This is a genomic window from Microlunatus sp. GCM10028923 (assembly GCF_042666975.1).
Lineage (GTDB): Bacteria > Actinomycetota > Actinomycetes > Propionibacteriales > Propionibacteriaceae > Microlunatus.
This window is the reverse complement of record NZ_JBHTFF010000008.1, coordinates 128,620-144,615: the sequence shown is the minus strand read 5'-3', so window position 1 is coordinate 144,615 and position 15,996 is coordinate 128,620. Positions and strand designations below refer to the sequence as shown.

At 70.3% G+C, this 15,996-nt stretch carries 15 protein-coding genes; 11 read left to right on the top strand and 4 right to left on the bottom strand.

Annotated features, from left to right (window positions below; translation table 11 throughout):
* Positions 1-4 precede the first annotated feature (4 nt).
* Positions 5-1,189, bottom strand: a complete 1,185-nt coding sequence (locus ACFQU4_RS20760; RefSeq protein WP_377495445.1) for an MFS transporter — start codon at positions 1,187-1,189, stop codon at positions 5-7.
* Complete coding sequence (locus ACFQU4_RS20755) at positions 1,182-1,937, bottom strand: DeoR/GlpR family DNA-binding transcription regulator (protein WP_377495443.1); 756 nt, start codon at positions 1,935-1,937, stop codon at positions 1,182-1,184. The genes ACFQU4_RS20760 and ACFQU4_RS20755 overlap by 8 nt, the downstream gene beginning before the upstream one ends.
* Positions 1,938-2,006: 69 nt before the next feature.
* On the opposite strand from ACFQU4_RS20755, the gene ACFQU4_RS20750 reads away from it, so the two are divergent.
* The gene (locus ACFQU4_RS20750) at positions 2,007-3,113 is read left to right on the top strand and encodes a DNA glycosylase AlkZ-like family protein (protein WP_377495441.1); all 1,107 of its coding nucleotides are present in this window, start codon (positions 2,007-2,009) and stop codon (positions 3,111-3,113) included.
* A 10-nt stretch (positions 3,114-3,123) separates the two neighbouring features.
* On the opposite strand, the gene ACFQU4_RS20745 is transcribed toward ACFQU4_RS20750, so the two are convergent.
* Positions 3,124-4,014, bottom strand: coding sequence for a TIGR03619 family F420-dependent LLM class oxidoreductase (locus ACFQU4_RS20745; RefSeq protein WP_377495438.1), 891 nt, complete (start codon positions 4,012-4,014; stop codon positions 3,124-3,126).
* Positions 4,011-4,532, bottom strand: coding sequence for a deaminase (locus tag ACFQU4_RS20740; RefSeq protein WP_377495436.1), 522 nt, complete (start codon positions 4,530-4,532; stop codon positions 4,011-4,013). Before ACFQU4_RS20740 ends, ACFQU4_RS20745 begins: the two co-directional genes overlap by 4 nt.
* Before the next feature lie 51 nt (positions 4,533-4,583).
* Between ACFQU4_RS20740 and ACFQU4_RS20735 the strand changes: the two genes are divergently transcribed.
* From ACFQU4_RS20735 to ACFQU4_RS20690, 10 genes are all read left to right on the top strand, one after another.
* Positions 4,584-4,967: a MerR family transcriptional regulator gene (locus tag ACFQU4_RS20735; protein ID WP_377495434.1), complete on the top strand. Its 384-nt coding sequence runs from the start codon at positions 4,584-4,586 to the stop codon at positions 4,965-4,967.
* 10 nt (positions 4,968-4,977) lie between these two features.
* On the top strand, positions 4,978-5,649 hold the full coding sequence (locus tag ACFQU4_RS20730; RefSeq protein WP_377495432.1) for an MOSC domain-containing protein: 672 nt from the start codon (positions 4,978-4,980) through the stop codon (positions 5,647-5,649).
* Between the two features lie 271 nt (positions 5,650-5,920).
* On the top strand, positions 5,921-6,292 hold the full coding sequence (gene rpsL / locus ACFQU4_RS20725; protein ID WP_152361955.1) for a 30S ribosomal protein S12: 372 nt from the start codon (positions 5,921-5,923) through the stop codon (positions 6,290-6,292).
* Entirely contained in the window at positions 6,292-6,762 is a 471-nt protein-coding gene (gene rpsG, locus ACFQU4_RS20720) for a 30S ribosomal protein S7 (RefSeq protein WP_179751233.1), read from the top strand. The genes rpsL and rpsG overlap by 1 nt, the downstream gene beginning before the upstream one ends.
* 90 nt (positions 6,763-6,852) lie before the next feature.
* Positions 6,853-8,949 carry an elongation factor G gene (gene fusA / locus ACFQU4_RS20715; RefSeq protein WP_377495430.1) on the top strand — a complete coding sequence of 699 codons (2,097 nt, stop codon included), beginning with the start codon at positions 6,853-6,855 and terminating at the stop codon, positions 8,947-8,949.
* Positions 8,950-9,089: 140 nt separating this feature from the next.
* Positions 9,090-10,286: an elongation factor Tu gene (gene tuf, locus ACFQU4_RS20710; RefSeq protein WP_377495427.1), complete on the top strand. Its 1,197-nt coding sequence runs from the start codon at positions 9,090-9,092 to the stop codon at positions 10,284-10,286.
* Between the two features lie 235 nt (positions 10,287-10,521).
* Complete coding sequence (locus ACFQU4_RS20705) at positions 10,522-12,639, top strand: hypothetical protein (protein WP_377495425.1); 2,118 nt, start codon at positions 10,522-10,524, stop codon at positions 12,637-12,639.
* A gap of 205 nt (positions 12,640-12,844) precedes the next feature.
* Positions 12,845-13,414, top strand: coding sequence for a dihydrofolate reductase family protein (locus ACFQU4_RS20700; RefSeq protein ID WP_377495423.1), 570 nt, complete (start codon positions 12,845-12,847; stop codon positions 13,412-13,414).
* Positions 13,415-13,463: 49 nt separating this feature from the next.
* Complete coding sequence (locus tag ACFQU4_RS20695; protein WP_377495421.1) at positions 13,464-14,369, top strand: ATP-binding cassette domain-containing protein; 906 nt, start codon at positions 13,464-13,466, stop codon at positions 14,367-14,369.
* On the top strand, positions 14,366-15,991 hold the full coding sequence (locus ACFQU4_RS20690) for an ABC transporter permease (protein WP_377495419.1): 1,626 nt from the start codon (positions 14,366-14,368) through the stop codon (positions 15,989-15,991). Before ACFQU4_RS20695 ends, ACFQU4_RS20690 begins: the two co-directional genes overlap by 4 nt.
* The last annotated feature ends 5 nt before the right edge of the window (positions 15,992-15,996 follow it).

Genomic DNA, 15,996 nt, shown 5'->3' with positions numbered 1-15,996 from the left:
CAGGTCAGCGCCGGAGGACGCGGGACGCGATCACGATCCCGACGCAGAACACCGGCAGGACGCCGAGGGCGAGCGGCAGCGACGTGACGTGGGCCAGGCCGCCGATCAGGGTCGGCCCGAGCAGGAAGCCGGTCCGGCCGGTGCCGTCGGCCAGCGCCAGCGCGGGTCCGGCCGGGGACCCGGTCCGGCCGGCCTCGGCCGCGGCGGCGCTGAGGCAGACCGGCACGATGCAAGCGATCCCGAGGCCGTACAGGGCGAGCCCACCGAGCACCACCGCCGACTGTCCGGAGAGCAGGCCGATCGTCAGCCCGACGCCGCCGATCGCGGCCAGCACGGCGACCACCCGGGCCCCGCCGAACCGGGCCACCCAGCGGTCGCCGAAGGCCCGGCCGACGAACATCGCCAGCGCGAACGCGGTGTAGGCCAGCCCGGCCAGCTCCTCCGGCGCGTGCACATGATCACGCAGATAGAGCGGTGCCCAATCCGCGGCCGCGCCCTCGCAGAGCAGGGCCGCGAACATGATCGCGGCGATCATGATCAGCCGCGGGCTGAGCCAGCTCAGCCGCCGTCCGGTGTCGGCCCGGCCCGGCTCCGCCTCGGGTACGTGATCGTCGGCGTACAGCCACCGGCCGAGCACGATCATGCCGATCACCATGATCAACCCGAGGCCGGCCTGCTGCAGCGCCAGCGGTGCGTCGACCGCCAAGGCCAGCGAGCCGAGGCCGGCACCGACGGCCGCCCCGATCGCCCAGATCGCATGGAAACTTGACATGATCGGCCGGCCGTACCGGTGCTCGATGGTCACCGCCTGGGTGTTCATCGACACGTCCATCGACCCCTGGAAGGCGCCGAAGATCACCAACGCGCCGAACAGGGCCGGCAGCGAGTCGGCCAGTCCGACCAGCGGCGCGGCCGCCGCGAAACCGACCATGGTGATCCGGACGATCTTGACGCTGCCCCAGCGGGCCAGGGCCGGCCCGGTGACGATCACCGCGATCAGCGCGCCGACCGGTGCGCCGAGCAGAGCCAGCCCGAGGGTGCCCTCGTGCAGCCCCAGCCGGTCCTTGATCGCGGGGATGTGCGGGGTCCAGGCCGCGTACAGCAGGGCGTTCAGGGCGAAGATCATCGAGTCGGCCCGGCGGGCCTTCCGCGCCACCAGCGGCGCGACGGCGGCGACGGCGCTAGACACGCTGCACCTCGATCCCGCGCGCGGCGAGCCGGTCGGTCTGGTCGGTCGGCGCCGCGTCGTCGGTGATCACGGTGGTGACCCGGGACAGGTCCTGGAACCGGGCGAACGCACCGGCGCCCCACTTCGACGCGTCGGCGACGACGACGGTACGCCGGGCCGCGGCGATCGCGGCCGCCTTCACGGCCGACTCGTCCAGGTCGTGCCCGGTCAGGCCGTCCTCGGCGTCGATCCCGCAGCAGCCGATCACCGCCGTGTCGAACCGCAGCACGTCCAGGGCATGCACGGTGAGCGGCCCGACGAAGGACTGCTCGACCGGCCGGACATCGCCGCCGGGCATGATCAACCGGATCCCGCCGGCCCGGCCGAGTTCGGTCGCGACCTGCAGGCTCAGCGGGGTGACGGTCAGCCGATGATCATGAAGCCGCCGGGCCACCTCGAGTGCCGTCGTGCCGCCGTCGATCAGGACCGTCTCGCCGTCGCTGATCATGGCCGCCGCGGCCGCGGCGATCCGCCGCTTGGCGTCGACGGCGGTGCTCGACCGGACCGGGTACGGCGTCTCCTCGGCGGTCGACCCGGTGACGGCTCCGCCGTGCACCCGGCGGAGCAGGCCGAGCCCGGCCAGCCGGTCCAGGTCGCGCCGTACGGTCATCGCCGAGCAGTCCAGTTCCTGCGCCAGGTCGTCCACCGCGACCCGCCCCCGGTCCCGCAGGCTGCGCAGGATCACCTCCTGCCGATTCGCACTCTCCACCTGTTCATTCAAACATCTTGCCTGTGCGAATGTCCACGAGGGCTCCGCGCTCGGGGCTAGCCTGACGCCGTGACCGTGCACGAGCTGTCCCGGCAGGACGCCCGCCGGATCGCGGTCCGGGCCCAGCTGCTCGATGCCGCCGCGGCCGACGGCACCCGGCCGGACGAGCTGCTCGGGACCGTACGCCACCTGACCCTGCTCCAGGACGACCCGACCAAGGCGGTCGCGCCGAACGCGGGGCTGGTCGTGTGGAGCCGGCTCGGCTCGGCCTTCCCTCGGGCCGCGGTGCCGGAGGCGGTCGACGAGCTGGCGCTGATCGACCTGCACGGGATGCTCCGGCCGCCCGAGGACCTCGCCCTCTACCGCGCCGAGCTGGCCGAGTGGCCGGGCGCCGAGGCCTGGCCCCGGCAGGTGGAATGGCTGCGGGTCAACGACGGGTTCCGGCACGTCCTGCTCGCCGAGCTGCGCCGGGACGGCCCGCTGACCAGGCACGAGCTGCCGGACAGCTGCGTCGTGCCCTGGCAGTCGTCCGGCTGGAACGACAACCGCAACCTGGCCATGATGCTCGACCTGCTGGTGCGGCGCGGCGAGGTGGCCGCGGCCGGCCGCCGGGGCCGGGACCGGCTGTGGGATCTCGCGGAACGCGTCTATCCCGACGAACCGCCGATCCCGGCCGAGCAGGCCCGCCGGATCCGCGACGAGCGGCGGCTGCGGGCGCTGGGTCTCGCGCGTGCCCGAAGCAGCCAGACCATGATCGAACCGGACGACGTCGGCGAGGCCGGCGAACCCGCCGTGATCGAGGGCGTACGCGGCCACTGGCGGGTCGACCCGGCCTACCTCGGCGGCGAGTTCCACGGCCGGGTCGCGATCCTGTCACCGCTGGACCGGTTGATCTTCGACCGGAAGCGGATGGCCGACCTGTTCGAGTTCGACTACCAGCTGGAGATGTACAAGCCGGCGGTGAAGCGGCGCTGGGGCTACTGGGCGATGCCGATCCTGTACGGCGACCGGCTGGTCGGCAAGATCGACGCGACCACGGACCGCAAGCTCGGCGTGCTCCGGGTTGACGCGATCCACCAGGACGCCCGGTTCGGCCGCCTGATGACCGCCAACGTCTATCGCGAACTGGCCGATCTCGCGGACTGGCTCGAGGTCGATCTCACCCTGCCCGACTGAGCCCGGAAGATCAGAGCGCGTCCAAGATCAACTTCAGGTCGCGCTGCTCGGCGGCGAAGTCGCGCTCCCGCGGCCGGTCGGGGTTGGTGTCCAGGACGACGTCGGCGGCACCCAGCTCGGCCAGCGCCCGGACATCGCCGACCACCTGGTCGAGCGTGCCCACGCCGAGCGGCCGATCGGCCGGCGCCGGGTCCGGTTGCAGCCTGGCCTTGATCCGTACGGCGAGCGACGGCACGTCACGCCCGGTCGCGGCGGCCTCGGCGACCAGCGCCGGCAGGCCGGTGTCGCGGAGCCAGTCCAGCTCGGGATTGATCGGGTGCCAGGCGCTGCCGTACCGAACCGCGCGCCGGATCGCCGCCCGGGACTGGCCGCCGACCCAGAGCGGCAGCGCACCGCCCGGCGGGTTCGGAGCCGTCGCGACGTCGGTGAAGTCGAGCCCCTCCGCATGGGCGCTGATCAGCGGCTCGGCCCAGGCCCGGGTGATCACGTCGAGCGCCGCATCCGTGGCTCGTCCCCGTACCGCGGAGTCGAGACCGAGCGCGGCGAACTCGGTCCGGGCCCAGCCGGTGCCGACACCGAGCACGAACCGGCCGTCGCTGTAGTCGTGCAGCATCGCGCTCATCCGCGCCGTGTGCAGCGGATGCCGGTACGGCAGCACGACGACCGAGGTGCCGAGCCGGACGGTCGAGGTCTGCCCGGCCAGCCAGCCCAGCAGCACGAACGGATCGTGGAACGGCGCCGGATAGGTCGCGGCCACCTCGGGGGTCGGTGCGACGTGGTCGGAGACGACGACCAGGTCGAAGCCCTCCTGCTCGGCGAACCGGGCCCAGCCGAGCATCGCCGCTGGCTCGGCCTCGAGCCCGAAGTTCGGCAGGTTGAGCCCGAGCCTGACCGCGGTCATCCCAGCGCCCGCAGGTACGCCGCGAACGGTGCGGCCAGCTGCTCCGGCGGGAGGCCGGCCTGGCCGGCCCGGGCGATCCCGGGCACCAGCTCGGCGACGGCGTCCATCAGCGCGCCGGTCCGTTCCGGGTTCGCGTCGATCTCGGCCGGCACCAGCTCCCGCCCGGCCGCGTACACGATCTCCGTCACGCCGGCCGCCGCCGCGACGGTCCGGCAGATCGCGCACGGCTCGCAGCTGGAGATCACGACGGCCCCGGTCAGCGCCGCCAGCCCGGCCCTCCGGCCGGCGTCGCGGATCGCCTCCACCTCGCCGTGCGCCGCGGGATCGGCGTCGATCAGGATCCGGTTGGCGCCGACCCCGATCACCCGCCCGTCCCGGACCACGGCGGCGACGAACGGCGGCTGGCCGGCGGCGCCGTACTCCTCGGCCAGCCGTACGGTGCGCGCCAGCAGGTCGGCCTCGGGCAGGGTCGCGTCGAGCAGTTCGGTCAGGCCGGCGGTGATCGGATCGTGGGTCATGCCGGGAAGATAGAGCCTGACGCCGATGTCAGGGTCAAGGGGAGGTTGGCGATGCGAATCGGTGAGCTGGCGATGCGGACCGGGGTGAGCGTGCGATCGATCCGGTACTACGAGAGCCAGGGGCTGCTCGAGTCGGACCGGACCACGAGCGGGCAGCGCGTGTTCGACCCCGACGCCGTGGACCGGGTGGCCCTGATCCGCCGGTTGCTGGACGCGGGCCTGAGCAGCCGGACGATCCTGGACGTGCTGCCGTGCCTGACCGACCCGACGTTGCGGACTCCGTACCTGGCCCGTCGGCTCGGTGCGGAGCGGGCCCGGATCCTCGCCGAGGCCGACCAGCTGACCCGGACCGCCGCCGCCCTGGACCGGGTGATCGTCGAACTGGCTGCCGTACCCGGGGAAATCCCCTCGGACCGGCGGGGGATCGGACCGTAGGCTCGGCCGGGTGAGCAACGTGGTGTCGATCAACGTCGGGCGGGCGGCGCCGAATCCGTACAAGGACGAGATGTCGACCGGGATCGACAAGCGCCCGGTGGACGGGCCGGTGCAGGTCCGCGCACCGGGGCCGAAGCACGGCGGGCTGGGCAGCGGCCTGGTCGGCGACTTCATCGGCGACCAGAAGAACCACGGCGGCGACGACCAGGCCCTCTATGTGTTCCAGCAGGAGGATCTGGCCGAATGGTCGGAACGGCTCGGCCGGGAACTCGGCAACGGCTACTTCGGCGAGAACCTGACCACCAGCGGGATCGACGTGAACGAGGCCCGGATCGGGGAGCGCTGGCGGATCGGCACCGGGGTCGTCGTCCAGGTGACCTCGCCGCGGATCCCGTGCTCGACGTTCCGCGGCTGGACCGGCGAACGCGGCTGGCTGAAGCAGTTCGTCCGGGCCCGGCGGCCGGGGACGTACCTGAAGATCCTCGAGGCCGGCGAGCTGAGTGCGGGCGACCCGATCGAGGTCATCCACCGGCCGGAGCACGACGTGACGATCGCGTACGCCTTCGCGGCGCTGATCGACGCGCCCGAACTGCTGCCCGGGATGCTCGCCGCGGGGCTCGACGACCTGGGCTCGGAGCTGCACGGGATGGCCTCCCGGGGCGAGACCTTCTCCCTCGGCTGATGGCTCGCCGAACCCCCGTCGCGCCTGCCGGACGGGGTTGGTCCGCGCGCCTATTCTGGAGTTCGGAAAGCCCCTGGTCACGGCGCCACATCGCGCGCTTTGACCGGCGAGGACTGACCGGATAACCTTGTCCACTGTGTTCGGGCTTGCCCGAATCTTGGTGCGTGCCCGGCTTTGATCCCCGTGATCCTGCGTGTTCGCACAGCTGTCCGGCCGGGTCTCCCTGGCAGGGCGCACCCTCAGATCCGGTGACAGAAAGAGATATTCAGCGGTGCCCACAATTCAGCAGTTGGTCCGGAAGGGCCGCGCAGACAAGGTGAGCAAGTCGAAGACGCCTGCGCTCAAGGGTTCGCCCCAGCGGCGCGGCGTGTGCACGCGTGTGTACACCACCACACCGAAGAAGCCGAACTCGGCTCTGCGCAAGGTCGCCCGGGTCAAGCTGTCCTCGGGGGTCGAGGTCACCGCCTACATCCCCGGCGTCGGCCACAACCTGCAGGAGCACTCGATGGTGCTCGTCCGCGGCGGCCGCGTGCGTGACCTGCCGGGTGTCCGCTACAAGGTCATCCGCGGTTCACTGGACGCGCAGGGTGTCAAGAACCGCAAGCAGGCTCGCAGCCGGTACGGCGCGAAGAAGGAGAAGTAATGCCCCGCAATGGCCCCGCCCCGCGGCGCCCGGTGATGGTCGACCCCGTGTACGGCTCGCCGCTGGTCAGTCAGCTGGTCAGCAAGGTGCTCGTCGACGGCAAGAAGACCATCGCGCAGAACATCGTGTACTCGGCCCTGGAGGGCACCCGGGCCAAGACCGGTGTCGATCCGGTGCAGACGCTGAAGCGCGCGCTGGACAACGTCCGCCCCGCCCTCGAGGTGAAGAGCCGCCGGGTCGGTGGCGCCACCTACCAGGTGCCGGTCGACGTGAAGCCGGGTCGGTCGACGACCCTGGCGCTGCGCTGGCTGATCTCCTTCTCCCGGCAGCGTCGTGAGAAGACGATGTCCGAGCGGCTGATGAACGAGCTGCTGGACGCCTCGAACGGCCTTGGCGCTGCGGTCAAGCGTCGCGAGGACACGCACAAGATGGCTGAGGCCAACCGCGCCTTCGCCCACTACCGCTGGTAACAGCGGCACCCCCACCGCCCCGGTGCCGGATCCGTTCCGGCATCTGGGGCACCGCAATTTTCGTACAAAGAAGAGGTTGAACGCGTCCTCATGGCCGTCGAGATCAAGACTGACCTGGGCAAGGTCCGCAACATCGGGATCATGGCCCATATCGATGCGGGCAAGACCACGACCACCGAGCGGATCTTGTTCTACACCGGGATCAACTACAAGATCGGTGAGGTCCACGACGGCGCGGCCACGATGGACTGGATGGAGCAGGAACAGGAGCGCGGCATCACGATCACGTCCGCCGCGACGACCTGTCACTGGAAAGACCACCAGATCAACATCATCGACACTCCGGGACACGTCGACTTCACCATTGAGGTGGAGCGCAACCTCCGGGTGCTCGACGGTGCGGTCGCCGTGTTCGATGGTGTTGCCGGTGTCGAGCCGCAGAGCCAGACGGTGTGGCGCCAGGCCGACCGGTACGGCGTGCCGCGGATCTGCTTCATCAACAAGCTGGACCGGACCGGCGCCAGCTTCGACTTCTGCGTGAAGACGATCAAGGAACGGCTGAACGCCATTCCGGCCGTCATGCAGCTGCCGATCGGGGCCGAGTCCGACTTCATCGGCGTCGTGGACCTGGTCCAGATGAAGGCCCTCACCTGGCGCGGCGAGACCGCGATCGGTGAGGACTACGAGGTCGAGGACATCCCGGCCGACATGAAGGAACTGGCCGATCAGGCGCACGCCGACCTGATCGAACTGGTCGCCGAGCACGACGACGAGCTGATGGAGCAGTACCTGGAGGGCGAAGAGCCCACCGCGGAGCAGCTGCAGCACGCCGTCCGTCGCGCGGTGCTGTCCAGCGCGATCACGGCCGTCTTCTGTGGCTCCGCCTTCAAGAACAAGGGTGTGCAGCCGCTGCTGGACGCGGTCATCGCGTACCTGCCGGCGCCGCTGGACATCCCGGCGATCATCGGCTTCAAGCCGGGCGACGAGTCGGTGGAGATCGAGCGTCACCCGAGCGACAGCGACCCGTTCGCCGCGCTGGCGTTCAAGATCGCGGCCGACCCGCACCTCGGCAAGCTGACCTACGTCCGGGTCTACTCCGGGCGGCTCGAGGCCGGCACCCAGGTCACGAACAGCACGAAGCAGCGCAAGGAACGGATCGGCAAGATCTACCAGATGCACGCGAACAAGCGTGAGGAGATCGCGTCGGTCGGTGCCGGGCAGATCGTCGCCGTGATGGGTCTGAAGGACACCACCACCGGCGAGACGCTGTGCGACCCGAACAACCTGGTGGTGCTGGAGTCGATGGACTTCCCGGCGCCGGTGATCGAGCAGGCCATCGAGCCGAAGACCAAGTCGGACCAGGAGAAGCTGGGCGTTGCGATCCAGCGGCTGGCCGAGGAGGACCCGACCTTCCGCGTCCACACGGACGAGGAGACCGGCCAGACGATCATCGCGGGCATGGGCGAGCTTCACCTCGAGGTGATGATCGACCGGATGAAGCGCGAGTTCAAGGTCGAGGCCAACATCGGTAAGCCGCAGGTGGCCTACCGGGAGACCCTGCGCCGCAAGGTGGAGAAGGTCGAATACCTGCACAAGAAGCAGTCCGGTGGTTCGGGCCAGTACGCGAAGGTGCTGGTCGACCTCGAACCGCAGGAAGCCGGCTCGGGCTACGAGTTCGTCAACGGGATCACCGGTGGCCGGATCCCGCGGGAATACATCCCGTCGGTGGATCAGGGCATTCAGGAGGCCATGCAGTTCGGCGTCCTGGCGGGTTACCCGGTGGAGGACATCAAGGTCACGCTGACCGACGGTGCGTACCACGACGTCGACTCGTCCGAACTGGCGTTCAAGATCGCCGGCTCGATGGTCTTCAAGGAGGCCGCACGCCGGGCCGATCCGGCGCTGCTGGAGCCGATGATGGCGGTCGAGGTGACGACGCCGGAGGATTACCTCGGTACGGTGATCGGCGACCTGAACGCCCGTCGCGGCCAGGTGCAGCAGATGGAGGAGCGGCACGGGAACAAGGTCGTCGACGCTCTTGTTCCGCTCTCGGAGATGTTCGGCTACGTCGGCGATCTCCGCTCCAAGACCTCCGGGCAGGCCAGCTACACGATGGAGTTCCACTCCTACGCCGAGGTGCCGAAGACGATCTCCGACGAGATCGTTCAGAAGTCCCGCGGCGAGTGAATTCCTGACGGTTTGACCTGAACGAGGACAACCACAACACTTAGGCCGGGCTGTGTCCGATCAAGCAGGGTCCGACCTAGCAGAACCGATAGAAATATGCGCCCCGCTACCGCGTGGCGACAAACCCAGAAGGAGCCCAAGTGGCAAAGGCCAAGTTCGAGCGGACTAAGCCGCACGTCAACATCGGCACCATCGGGCATATCGACCACGGCAAGACCACGTTGACCGCGGCGATCTCGAAGGTGCTCCACGACCACGATCCCGTCGGCAACCCGAACACCGAAGCTTTCGAGAACATCGACAAGGCGCCGGAAGAGCGGCAGCGGGGCATCACCATCTCGATTACCCACATCGAGTACCAGACCGAGGCGCGGCACTACGCACACGTCGACTGCCCGGGTCACGCCGACTACATCAAGAACATGATCACCGGTGCGGCCCAGATGGACGGCGCGATCCTCGTGGTCGCGGCGACCGACGGCCCGATGCCGCAGACCCGCGAGCACGTGCTGCTCGCCCGTCAGGTCGGCGTTCCGGCGATCGTCGTCGCGCTCAACAAGTGCGACATGGTCGACGACGAGGAGATCCTGGAGCTGGTGGAGCTCGAGGTTCGCGAGCTGCTGTCCACCCAGGAGTTCGACGGCGACAACGCTCCGATCGTCAAGGTCGCGGCCTTCCCGGCGCTGAACGGCGACGAGAAGTGGGCCGGGTCGATCCTCGAGCTGATGAAGGCCGTGGACGATTACATCCCGCAGCCCGAGCGTGACGTCGACAAGCCGTTCCTGATGCCCGTCGAGGATGTCTTCACGATCACCGGTCGTGGCACCGTGGTGACTGGCCGGATCGAGCGCGGGATCGTCAAGGTCAACGAGACCGTCGACATCATCGGCATCCGCGACACCAAGCAGACCACCACGGTCACCGGTGTCGAGATGTTCCGCAAGCTGCTCGACGAGGGCCAGGCCGGCGAGAACGTCGGGCTGCTGCTCCGTGGCACCAAGCGCGAGGACGTCGAGCGCGGCATGGTGATCATCAAGCCGGGCACCACGACCCCGCACACGGAGTTCGAGGCGCGCGTCTACATCCTGAGCAAGGAGGAGGGCGGCCGTCACACGCCGTTCTTCAACAACTACCGCCCGCAGTTCTACTTCCGGACGACCGACGTCACCGGCGTCGTTCAGCTCCCGGAGGGCACCGACATGGTGATGCCGGGCGACAACACCGACATGACGGTTCAGCTGATCCAGCCGATCGCCATGGAGGAAGAGCTCAAGTTCGCGATCCGTGAGGGTGGCCGCACCGTCGGCGCCGGCCGGGTCACGAAGATCATCAAGTGATCAACTGATCATCCGGCAGAGCCCCGGTCCGCAACAGCGGACCGGGGCTCTTCCTATTCCCCCCACCCCCCACCCGATTTCGCCGACTCGGCACTAAAGCAGCGCTTTGGGCGGCGTGTCGCTGCAGGACTGCCCAGTCGGCGGGAACTCGGTCGGGAACGTGCCCGGTTCCCAGCTTCGTGAAGCGACCGGATAACCTCTCGAGAAAGCGATTTCTCAAACCCGAGGGGGCACGGTGGACGGCAGCATCGATCGGCAGGCGGTGGTGCGGCGGCACGAGGTGGTGTTGCGGGAGGCGGATCCGCGGTCGGCGCTGACGGTCGGCAACGGCGAGTTCTGCTTCACGGCCGACCTGACCGGCCTGCAGACGTTCCCCGAGCACTATCCGGTCGGGCCGCGGGATCCGGAGGCGGTGGACGGGACCCTGCTCGGCACGATGAGCCAGTGGGGCTGGCACAGCCTGCCGCCCGCGGAGCCGTACGCGATCACCGACTCCATGATCACGTACGAGAGCCCGCGCGGCCCGGTCCGCTACGTCGACCAGACCGGCGCCGTCAAGGGCGGCACCGAGCAGGGCACCAATGATCGTGATCTCTGGCTGCGGGCCAACCCGCACCGGCTGGACCTCGGCCGGATCGGCTTCGTCCGGACCGACCGCGGGCCGGCCGGCGAGGCGATCGGCCCGGCGGATCTGGAACATCCCGAGCAGCGGCTGGACGCCTGGAACGGCGCCCTGCACAGCGCCTTCGGCCTGGCCGGTCACCAGGTCCGGGTGATCACCGTGGCCGATCCGGACCGGGATCTGGTGGCGCTCCGGATCGCGTCGCCGGCCCTCGAGTCCGGCCTGTTGGCGATCCGGCTCGACTTCCCGTACGGCAGCGAGGACTGGCACCGCTCGGCCGACTGGACCGCACCCGAGCGGCACCACACGGAGATCGACACAACCCCCGGCGGGTGGACGATCCGGCGCCAGGTGGACGGCACCCGCTACGAGCTCCGGCTGGCGGCCGGCCCCGGCGCGAGCCTGCGCCGGGTCGGCCCGCACGCGTTCCGGCTGGCCCCGGGCGGTGCGGGGGAGTTCGAGCTCCGGGCGTGGTTCGGGCCCGATCGGCTGCCCGAGCAGCCGCTACCGGAGTTCACGGACGTGCAGCGGCGGGCGGCCGGCTGGTGGTCCGGCTACTGGTCCGGCGGCGGTGCCGTCGACCTGTCCGGCACCGACGATCCGCGGGCGGCCGAGGTGGAGCGTCGGACCGTGTTGTCGCAGTATCTGACCGCGCTCAGCGCCGGCTCCACCCCGCCGGCCGAGACCGGGCTGATCTGCAACTCCTGGCGCGGCAAGTTCCATCTGGAGATGCACTGGTGGCACAGCGCCCACTTCGCGCTCTGGGGCCGGCCGGAACTGCTGCTGCGAAGCCTGCGCTGGTATCACGGCGCCCTGCCGGCGGCCCGGGCGATGGCCGCCGAGCAGGGCTATCGCGGCGCCCGCTGGCCCAAGCAGGTCGGACCGGACGCCCGCGAGGCGCCCAGCTCGATCGGCCCGTTCCTGGTCTGGCAGCAGCCGCACCCGATCTTCCTGGCCGAGCTGGCCTACCGGGCCGTTGTCGATCATGATCCGGGGGCGGCCCGCGCGGTGCTCGAGGAGTTCGCCGACATCGTCTTCGCCAGCGCCGACCTGATGGCCGACCTGGCGGTGCCCACCGGTCGCGGGTACGAGCTCGGCCCGCCGCTGATCCCGGCCCAGGAGAGCTACGGCGGGATCCGGGCCAGGCTGTGGAACCCGACGTACGAACTCGTCTACTGGCACTGGGCCCTCGACCTCGCCTGCCGCTGGCGGGAGCGGCTCGGCCGGACTGCCGACCCGGCCTGGCGGGAGGTCTCCGACAAGATCATTGCGCCGGTGCCGCGGGACGGTCGCTACCCGGCGATCGACGTGGATCCGTACACGATCCGGACCGATCACCCGTCCATGCTGTGCGCCCTCGGCGTGCTGCCGCAGACGACCAAGATCAACTCCGCGGTGATGGCGGCGACCCTGGACGACGTCCTCGGCGACTGGGACTGGTCCAGCACCTGGGGCTGGGACTACCCGGTGATCGCGATGTGCGCGGCGCGGCTCGGCCGGCCGGAGGCGGCCGTCGACGCCCTGCTGGCCGACCGGCACAAGAACGTGGCGCTGCCCAACGGGCACAACCGGCAGACCGATTCGCTGCCGCTCTATCTGCCGGGCAACGGCGGCCTGCTGGCCGCGGTCGCGTTGATGGCGGCCGGCTGGGCCGAGGGACCCGGGCGCTCCGCGCCGGGCTTCCCGGCGGACTGGGCGGTGCGCTCGGAGGGGCTGATTCCCTCTCCCTGACCGCCGAGGGGAAAGACCGTGGCCGGCGGCCGCACGCTCGTGGGTGCTGGAGCGGTGGCATCCCGGCCACGGCCGGACCCCGGACACTACCGGTGTGGCAGTCCGGCCGGGGGCCCGATCGACGTGACGCACGTCGCATCACCCGGCGTCATAACCACTCTGCCTGTAGTACTATGCTTGAAGTACTTCAAGGAGAGGACACAGGATGCGAAAGCTCGTCTACTACGTCGGGGTGTCGCTCGACGGCTACATCGCAGGCCCGGGCCAGGAGGTCGACTTCTATCCGGTGTCGGAGCGGATGATGAACTGGATCAACGAGCGCTACCCGGAGACGCTGCCGACCCATATCCGCCAGGCCCTCGGCTTCGACGGCGCCGAGAACAAGGCGTTCGACACGCTGGTGATGGGGCGGGGCACGTTCGAGCCGGCCCTGGCGATCCCGTCGACGCACCCGTACGCCCATCTTCGGGAGTACGTCGTCTCCAGCACGCTGCAGGTCGACGACCCGAGCGTCGAGGTGGTCGACGACCCGGTGTCGCTGGTGCGCCGGCTGAAGGCCGAGGACTCGGGCCTGGACATCTGGCTCTGTGGTGGCGGGAAGCTGGCCGCCTCGCTGTTGCCGGAGATCGACGAACTGATCATCAAGAGCTATCCGGTCGTCGCCGGGTCCGGGATTCCGGTGTTCGCCGGGGAGTTCGACCCGACCCTGTTCCGGCCGACTCGGCGGGAGGAGTTCGACAGCGGCGCGTTGGTGACCTGGTTCACCAGAGCATGATCAATTCACGATCTTCACAAATCTGTGAATCGGACGTAGAGTGAAGATCGTGACTCAAACCATCGAGATCGCCGGCCTGCGCAAGGCGTACGGCGCGAACCTCGCCCTCGACGGGCTCGACCTCGGCGTCGGGCCCGGCGAGGTGCACGGCTTCCTCGGCCCGAACGGCGCCGGGAAGTCCACCGCCATCCGGATCCTGCTCGGCCTGATCCGGGCCGACGGGGGAGTGGTCCGACTGTTCGGCGGCGACCCCTGGCAGGAGGCGACCGAACTGCACCGCCGGCTGGCCTACGTGCCCGGCGACGTGGCCCTCTGGCCGAACCTCACCGGCGGTGAGGTGATCGACCTGCTCGGCCGGCTGCGGGGCGGGCTCGAGCCGGCCCGGCGCGCCGAACTGATCGAGCGGTACGACCTCGACCCGCGGAAGCGGTGCCGGACCTATTCCAAGGGCAATCGGCAGAAGGTGGCGCTGATCGCGGCGCTGGCGGCGCGGGTGGACCTGCTGATCCTGGACGAGCCGACCTCCGGGCTCGATCCGCTGATGGAGGCGGTCTTCACCGACTGCATCCGGGAGGAACGGGCCGCGGGCCGGACCGTGCTGCTGTCCTCGCACATCCTGTCCGAGGTCGAGGCGCTGTGCGACCGGGTGACGATCATCCGGTCCGGCCGCACGGTGGAGTCCGGCACCCTCGCGAGCCTGCGCCACCTGACCCGCACCTCGGTCGCCGCCGAACTGACCGGGCCCGTACCCGACCTGTCCGGGCTGGCCGGCGTGCACGATGTCCGGCTGACCGGTTCCATGATCAATTGTCAGGTCGGTGCGAGTGCGCTGAGCGAGCTGCTCGGCCTGCTGGCTCGGGCCGGGGTGGGCAGCCTGGTCAGCCGGCCGCCGAGCCTGGAGGACCTGTTCCTCCGGCACTACCAGGTCGAGGAACCGGTCGGAGCGGTCCGATGAGCGGCGGGAATCCCTTCCAGGGAACGGGCTTCGCGGTTCGGCTCGGGCTGCGCCGGAATCGGGTGGCGCTGATCGGGGTCGTTGCGTTCCTGATCTTGCTCGGCATCGGTACGGCCCTGCAGTATGCCCGGACGTTCCCGACCGCCGCGGACCGGCAGGCCTTCGCCGGCGAGGTCGGCGGCAACACCGCGCTGACGGCCTTCACCGGCCAGCTGGGCGGCGACACGCTCGGCGCCCTGGTGGTGTGGAAGATCGGCGACATCCTGTACACCCTGCTGGCGCTGGTCGCGATCATGATCGTGATCCGGCAGACCCGGGCGGAGGAGGAGTCCGGCCGGCTCGAGCTGGTCCGTTCCAGCGAGGTCGGTCGACACGCCTCCTGGCTGTCCGCGCTGATCATCGCACTGGGCGTCGTGATCATCACCGCCGGGCTGATCGGGATCGGCCTGATCGTGCTCGGCACCGGGATTGCCGGGAGCCTCGCGTTCGCCGCGGCGCTGGCGGCGGCCGGTGCGGTGGCCGCGGTGATCGGAGTGCTCGCGGCCCAACTGACCGAACGGGCCCGCGGTGCCACCGTGCTGGCCGCGGTCGCGCTCGGGCTGGCGTACCTGATCCGGTTCGTGGCCGACGGCAGCGGACTGCTCGGCCTGCGCTGGCTGTCCTTCACCGGGTGGAGCCACCTGGTCGCGCCGTACGGCGGCGAACACTGGGTGGTCCTGCTGGTGCCGGCCGCGGCCGTCGCCGTCGGGGTCGTGATCACGGGCCGGCTAGCCGACCGCCGCGATCTCGGCTCCGGGGTGATCGCTCCGCGGCCGGGTCCGGACTCGGCTGCGCCGGGCCTCTCCGGCGCGCTCGGTCTGGCCTGGCGGCTGCAGCGCGGCTTCCTGCTCGGCTGGCTCGCCGCCTGTGCCGGGATCTCGCTGGCCACGGCCGGAGTCGCGGCCGGGATGCCGGAGATCGCCGACCGCGGCGGGCCGCAGATCCGGGAGTTCCTGGGGCGCTACGCGGCTCGGCCCGACGCGGCGATCGCGGACACGTTCATCTGGATGATCTTGGTCTCGATCGCGGGTACGGTCGCGCTCTACCCGGTGCTGGTGATGGCGCGACTCCGCGCCGAGGAGGCCGGCGGGCTGGCCGAGGTGGCCCTGTCCACCACGATCGGCCGCCACGCCTGGGCCGGGTCGCAGCTCCTGATCGCGCTCGGCGGCAGTCTGGCGATCATGGTCGCCAGCGGGCTCGCCGCCGGGCTGAGCTACGGGATCACTTCCGGCACCGGGCTGGCCCAGGTCGGCCGGGTGCTCGCGGCCGCGGTGGTGCAGGTGCCGGCGATCTGGGTGCTCGCCGGGGTGATCACCGCGTTGGTCGGACTGGCCCCGCGGATCGCGGTGGCCGGCGGCTGGCTGGCCTGGATCTTCGTCAACGTGTTCGGCGAGAGCCTCGGCCCGATCCTCGGACTGCGTTACGCCGCGGCGAATCTGGTGATCCCGTTCGCGTACGTGAGCAAGATCATCACCGGCGCCGCGCTGCAGGTCCTGCCGCTGATCGTGCTGACCGGGATCACCGCGGCGTTGGCCGTGATCGGCCTGCAGGCGCTGCGGCACCGGGACCTCCGGACCGGCTGATCACG

Coding starts and splice junctions, on each gene's coding strand:
- ACFQU4_RS20745 (WP_377495438.1), bottom strand. CDS start 4,014: ATGACCGCGGTCAGGCTCGGGCTCAACCTGCCGAACTTCGGGCTCGAG.
- ACFQU4_RS20735 (WP_377495434.1), top strand. CDS start 4,584: ATGCGAATCGGTGAGCTGGCGATGCGGACCGGGGTGAGCGTGCGATCG.
- ACFQU4_RS20700 (WP_377495423.1), top strand. CDS start 12,845: ATGCGAAAGCTCGTCTACTACGTCGGGGTGTCGCTCGACGGCTACATC.
- ACFQU4_RS20690 (WP_377495419.1), top strand. CDS start 14,366: ATGAGCGGCGGGAATCCCTTCCAGGGAACGGGCTTCGCGGTTCGGCTC.
- fusA (WP_377495430.1), top strand. CDS start 6,853: ATGGCCGTCGAGATCAAGACTGACCTGGGCAAGGTCCGCAACATCGGG.
- rpsG (WP_179751233.1), top strand. CDS start 6,292: ATGCCCCGCAATGGCCCCGCCCCGCGGCGCCCGGTGATGGTCGACCCC.
- ACFQU4_RS20740 (WP_377495436.1), bottom strand. CDS start 4,532: ATGACCCACGATCCGATCACCGCCGGCCTGACCGAACTGCTCGACGCG.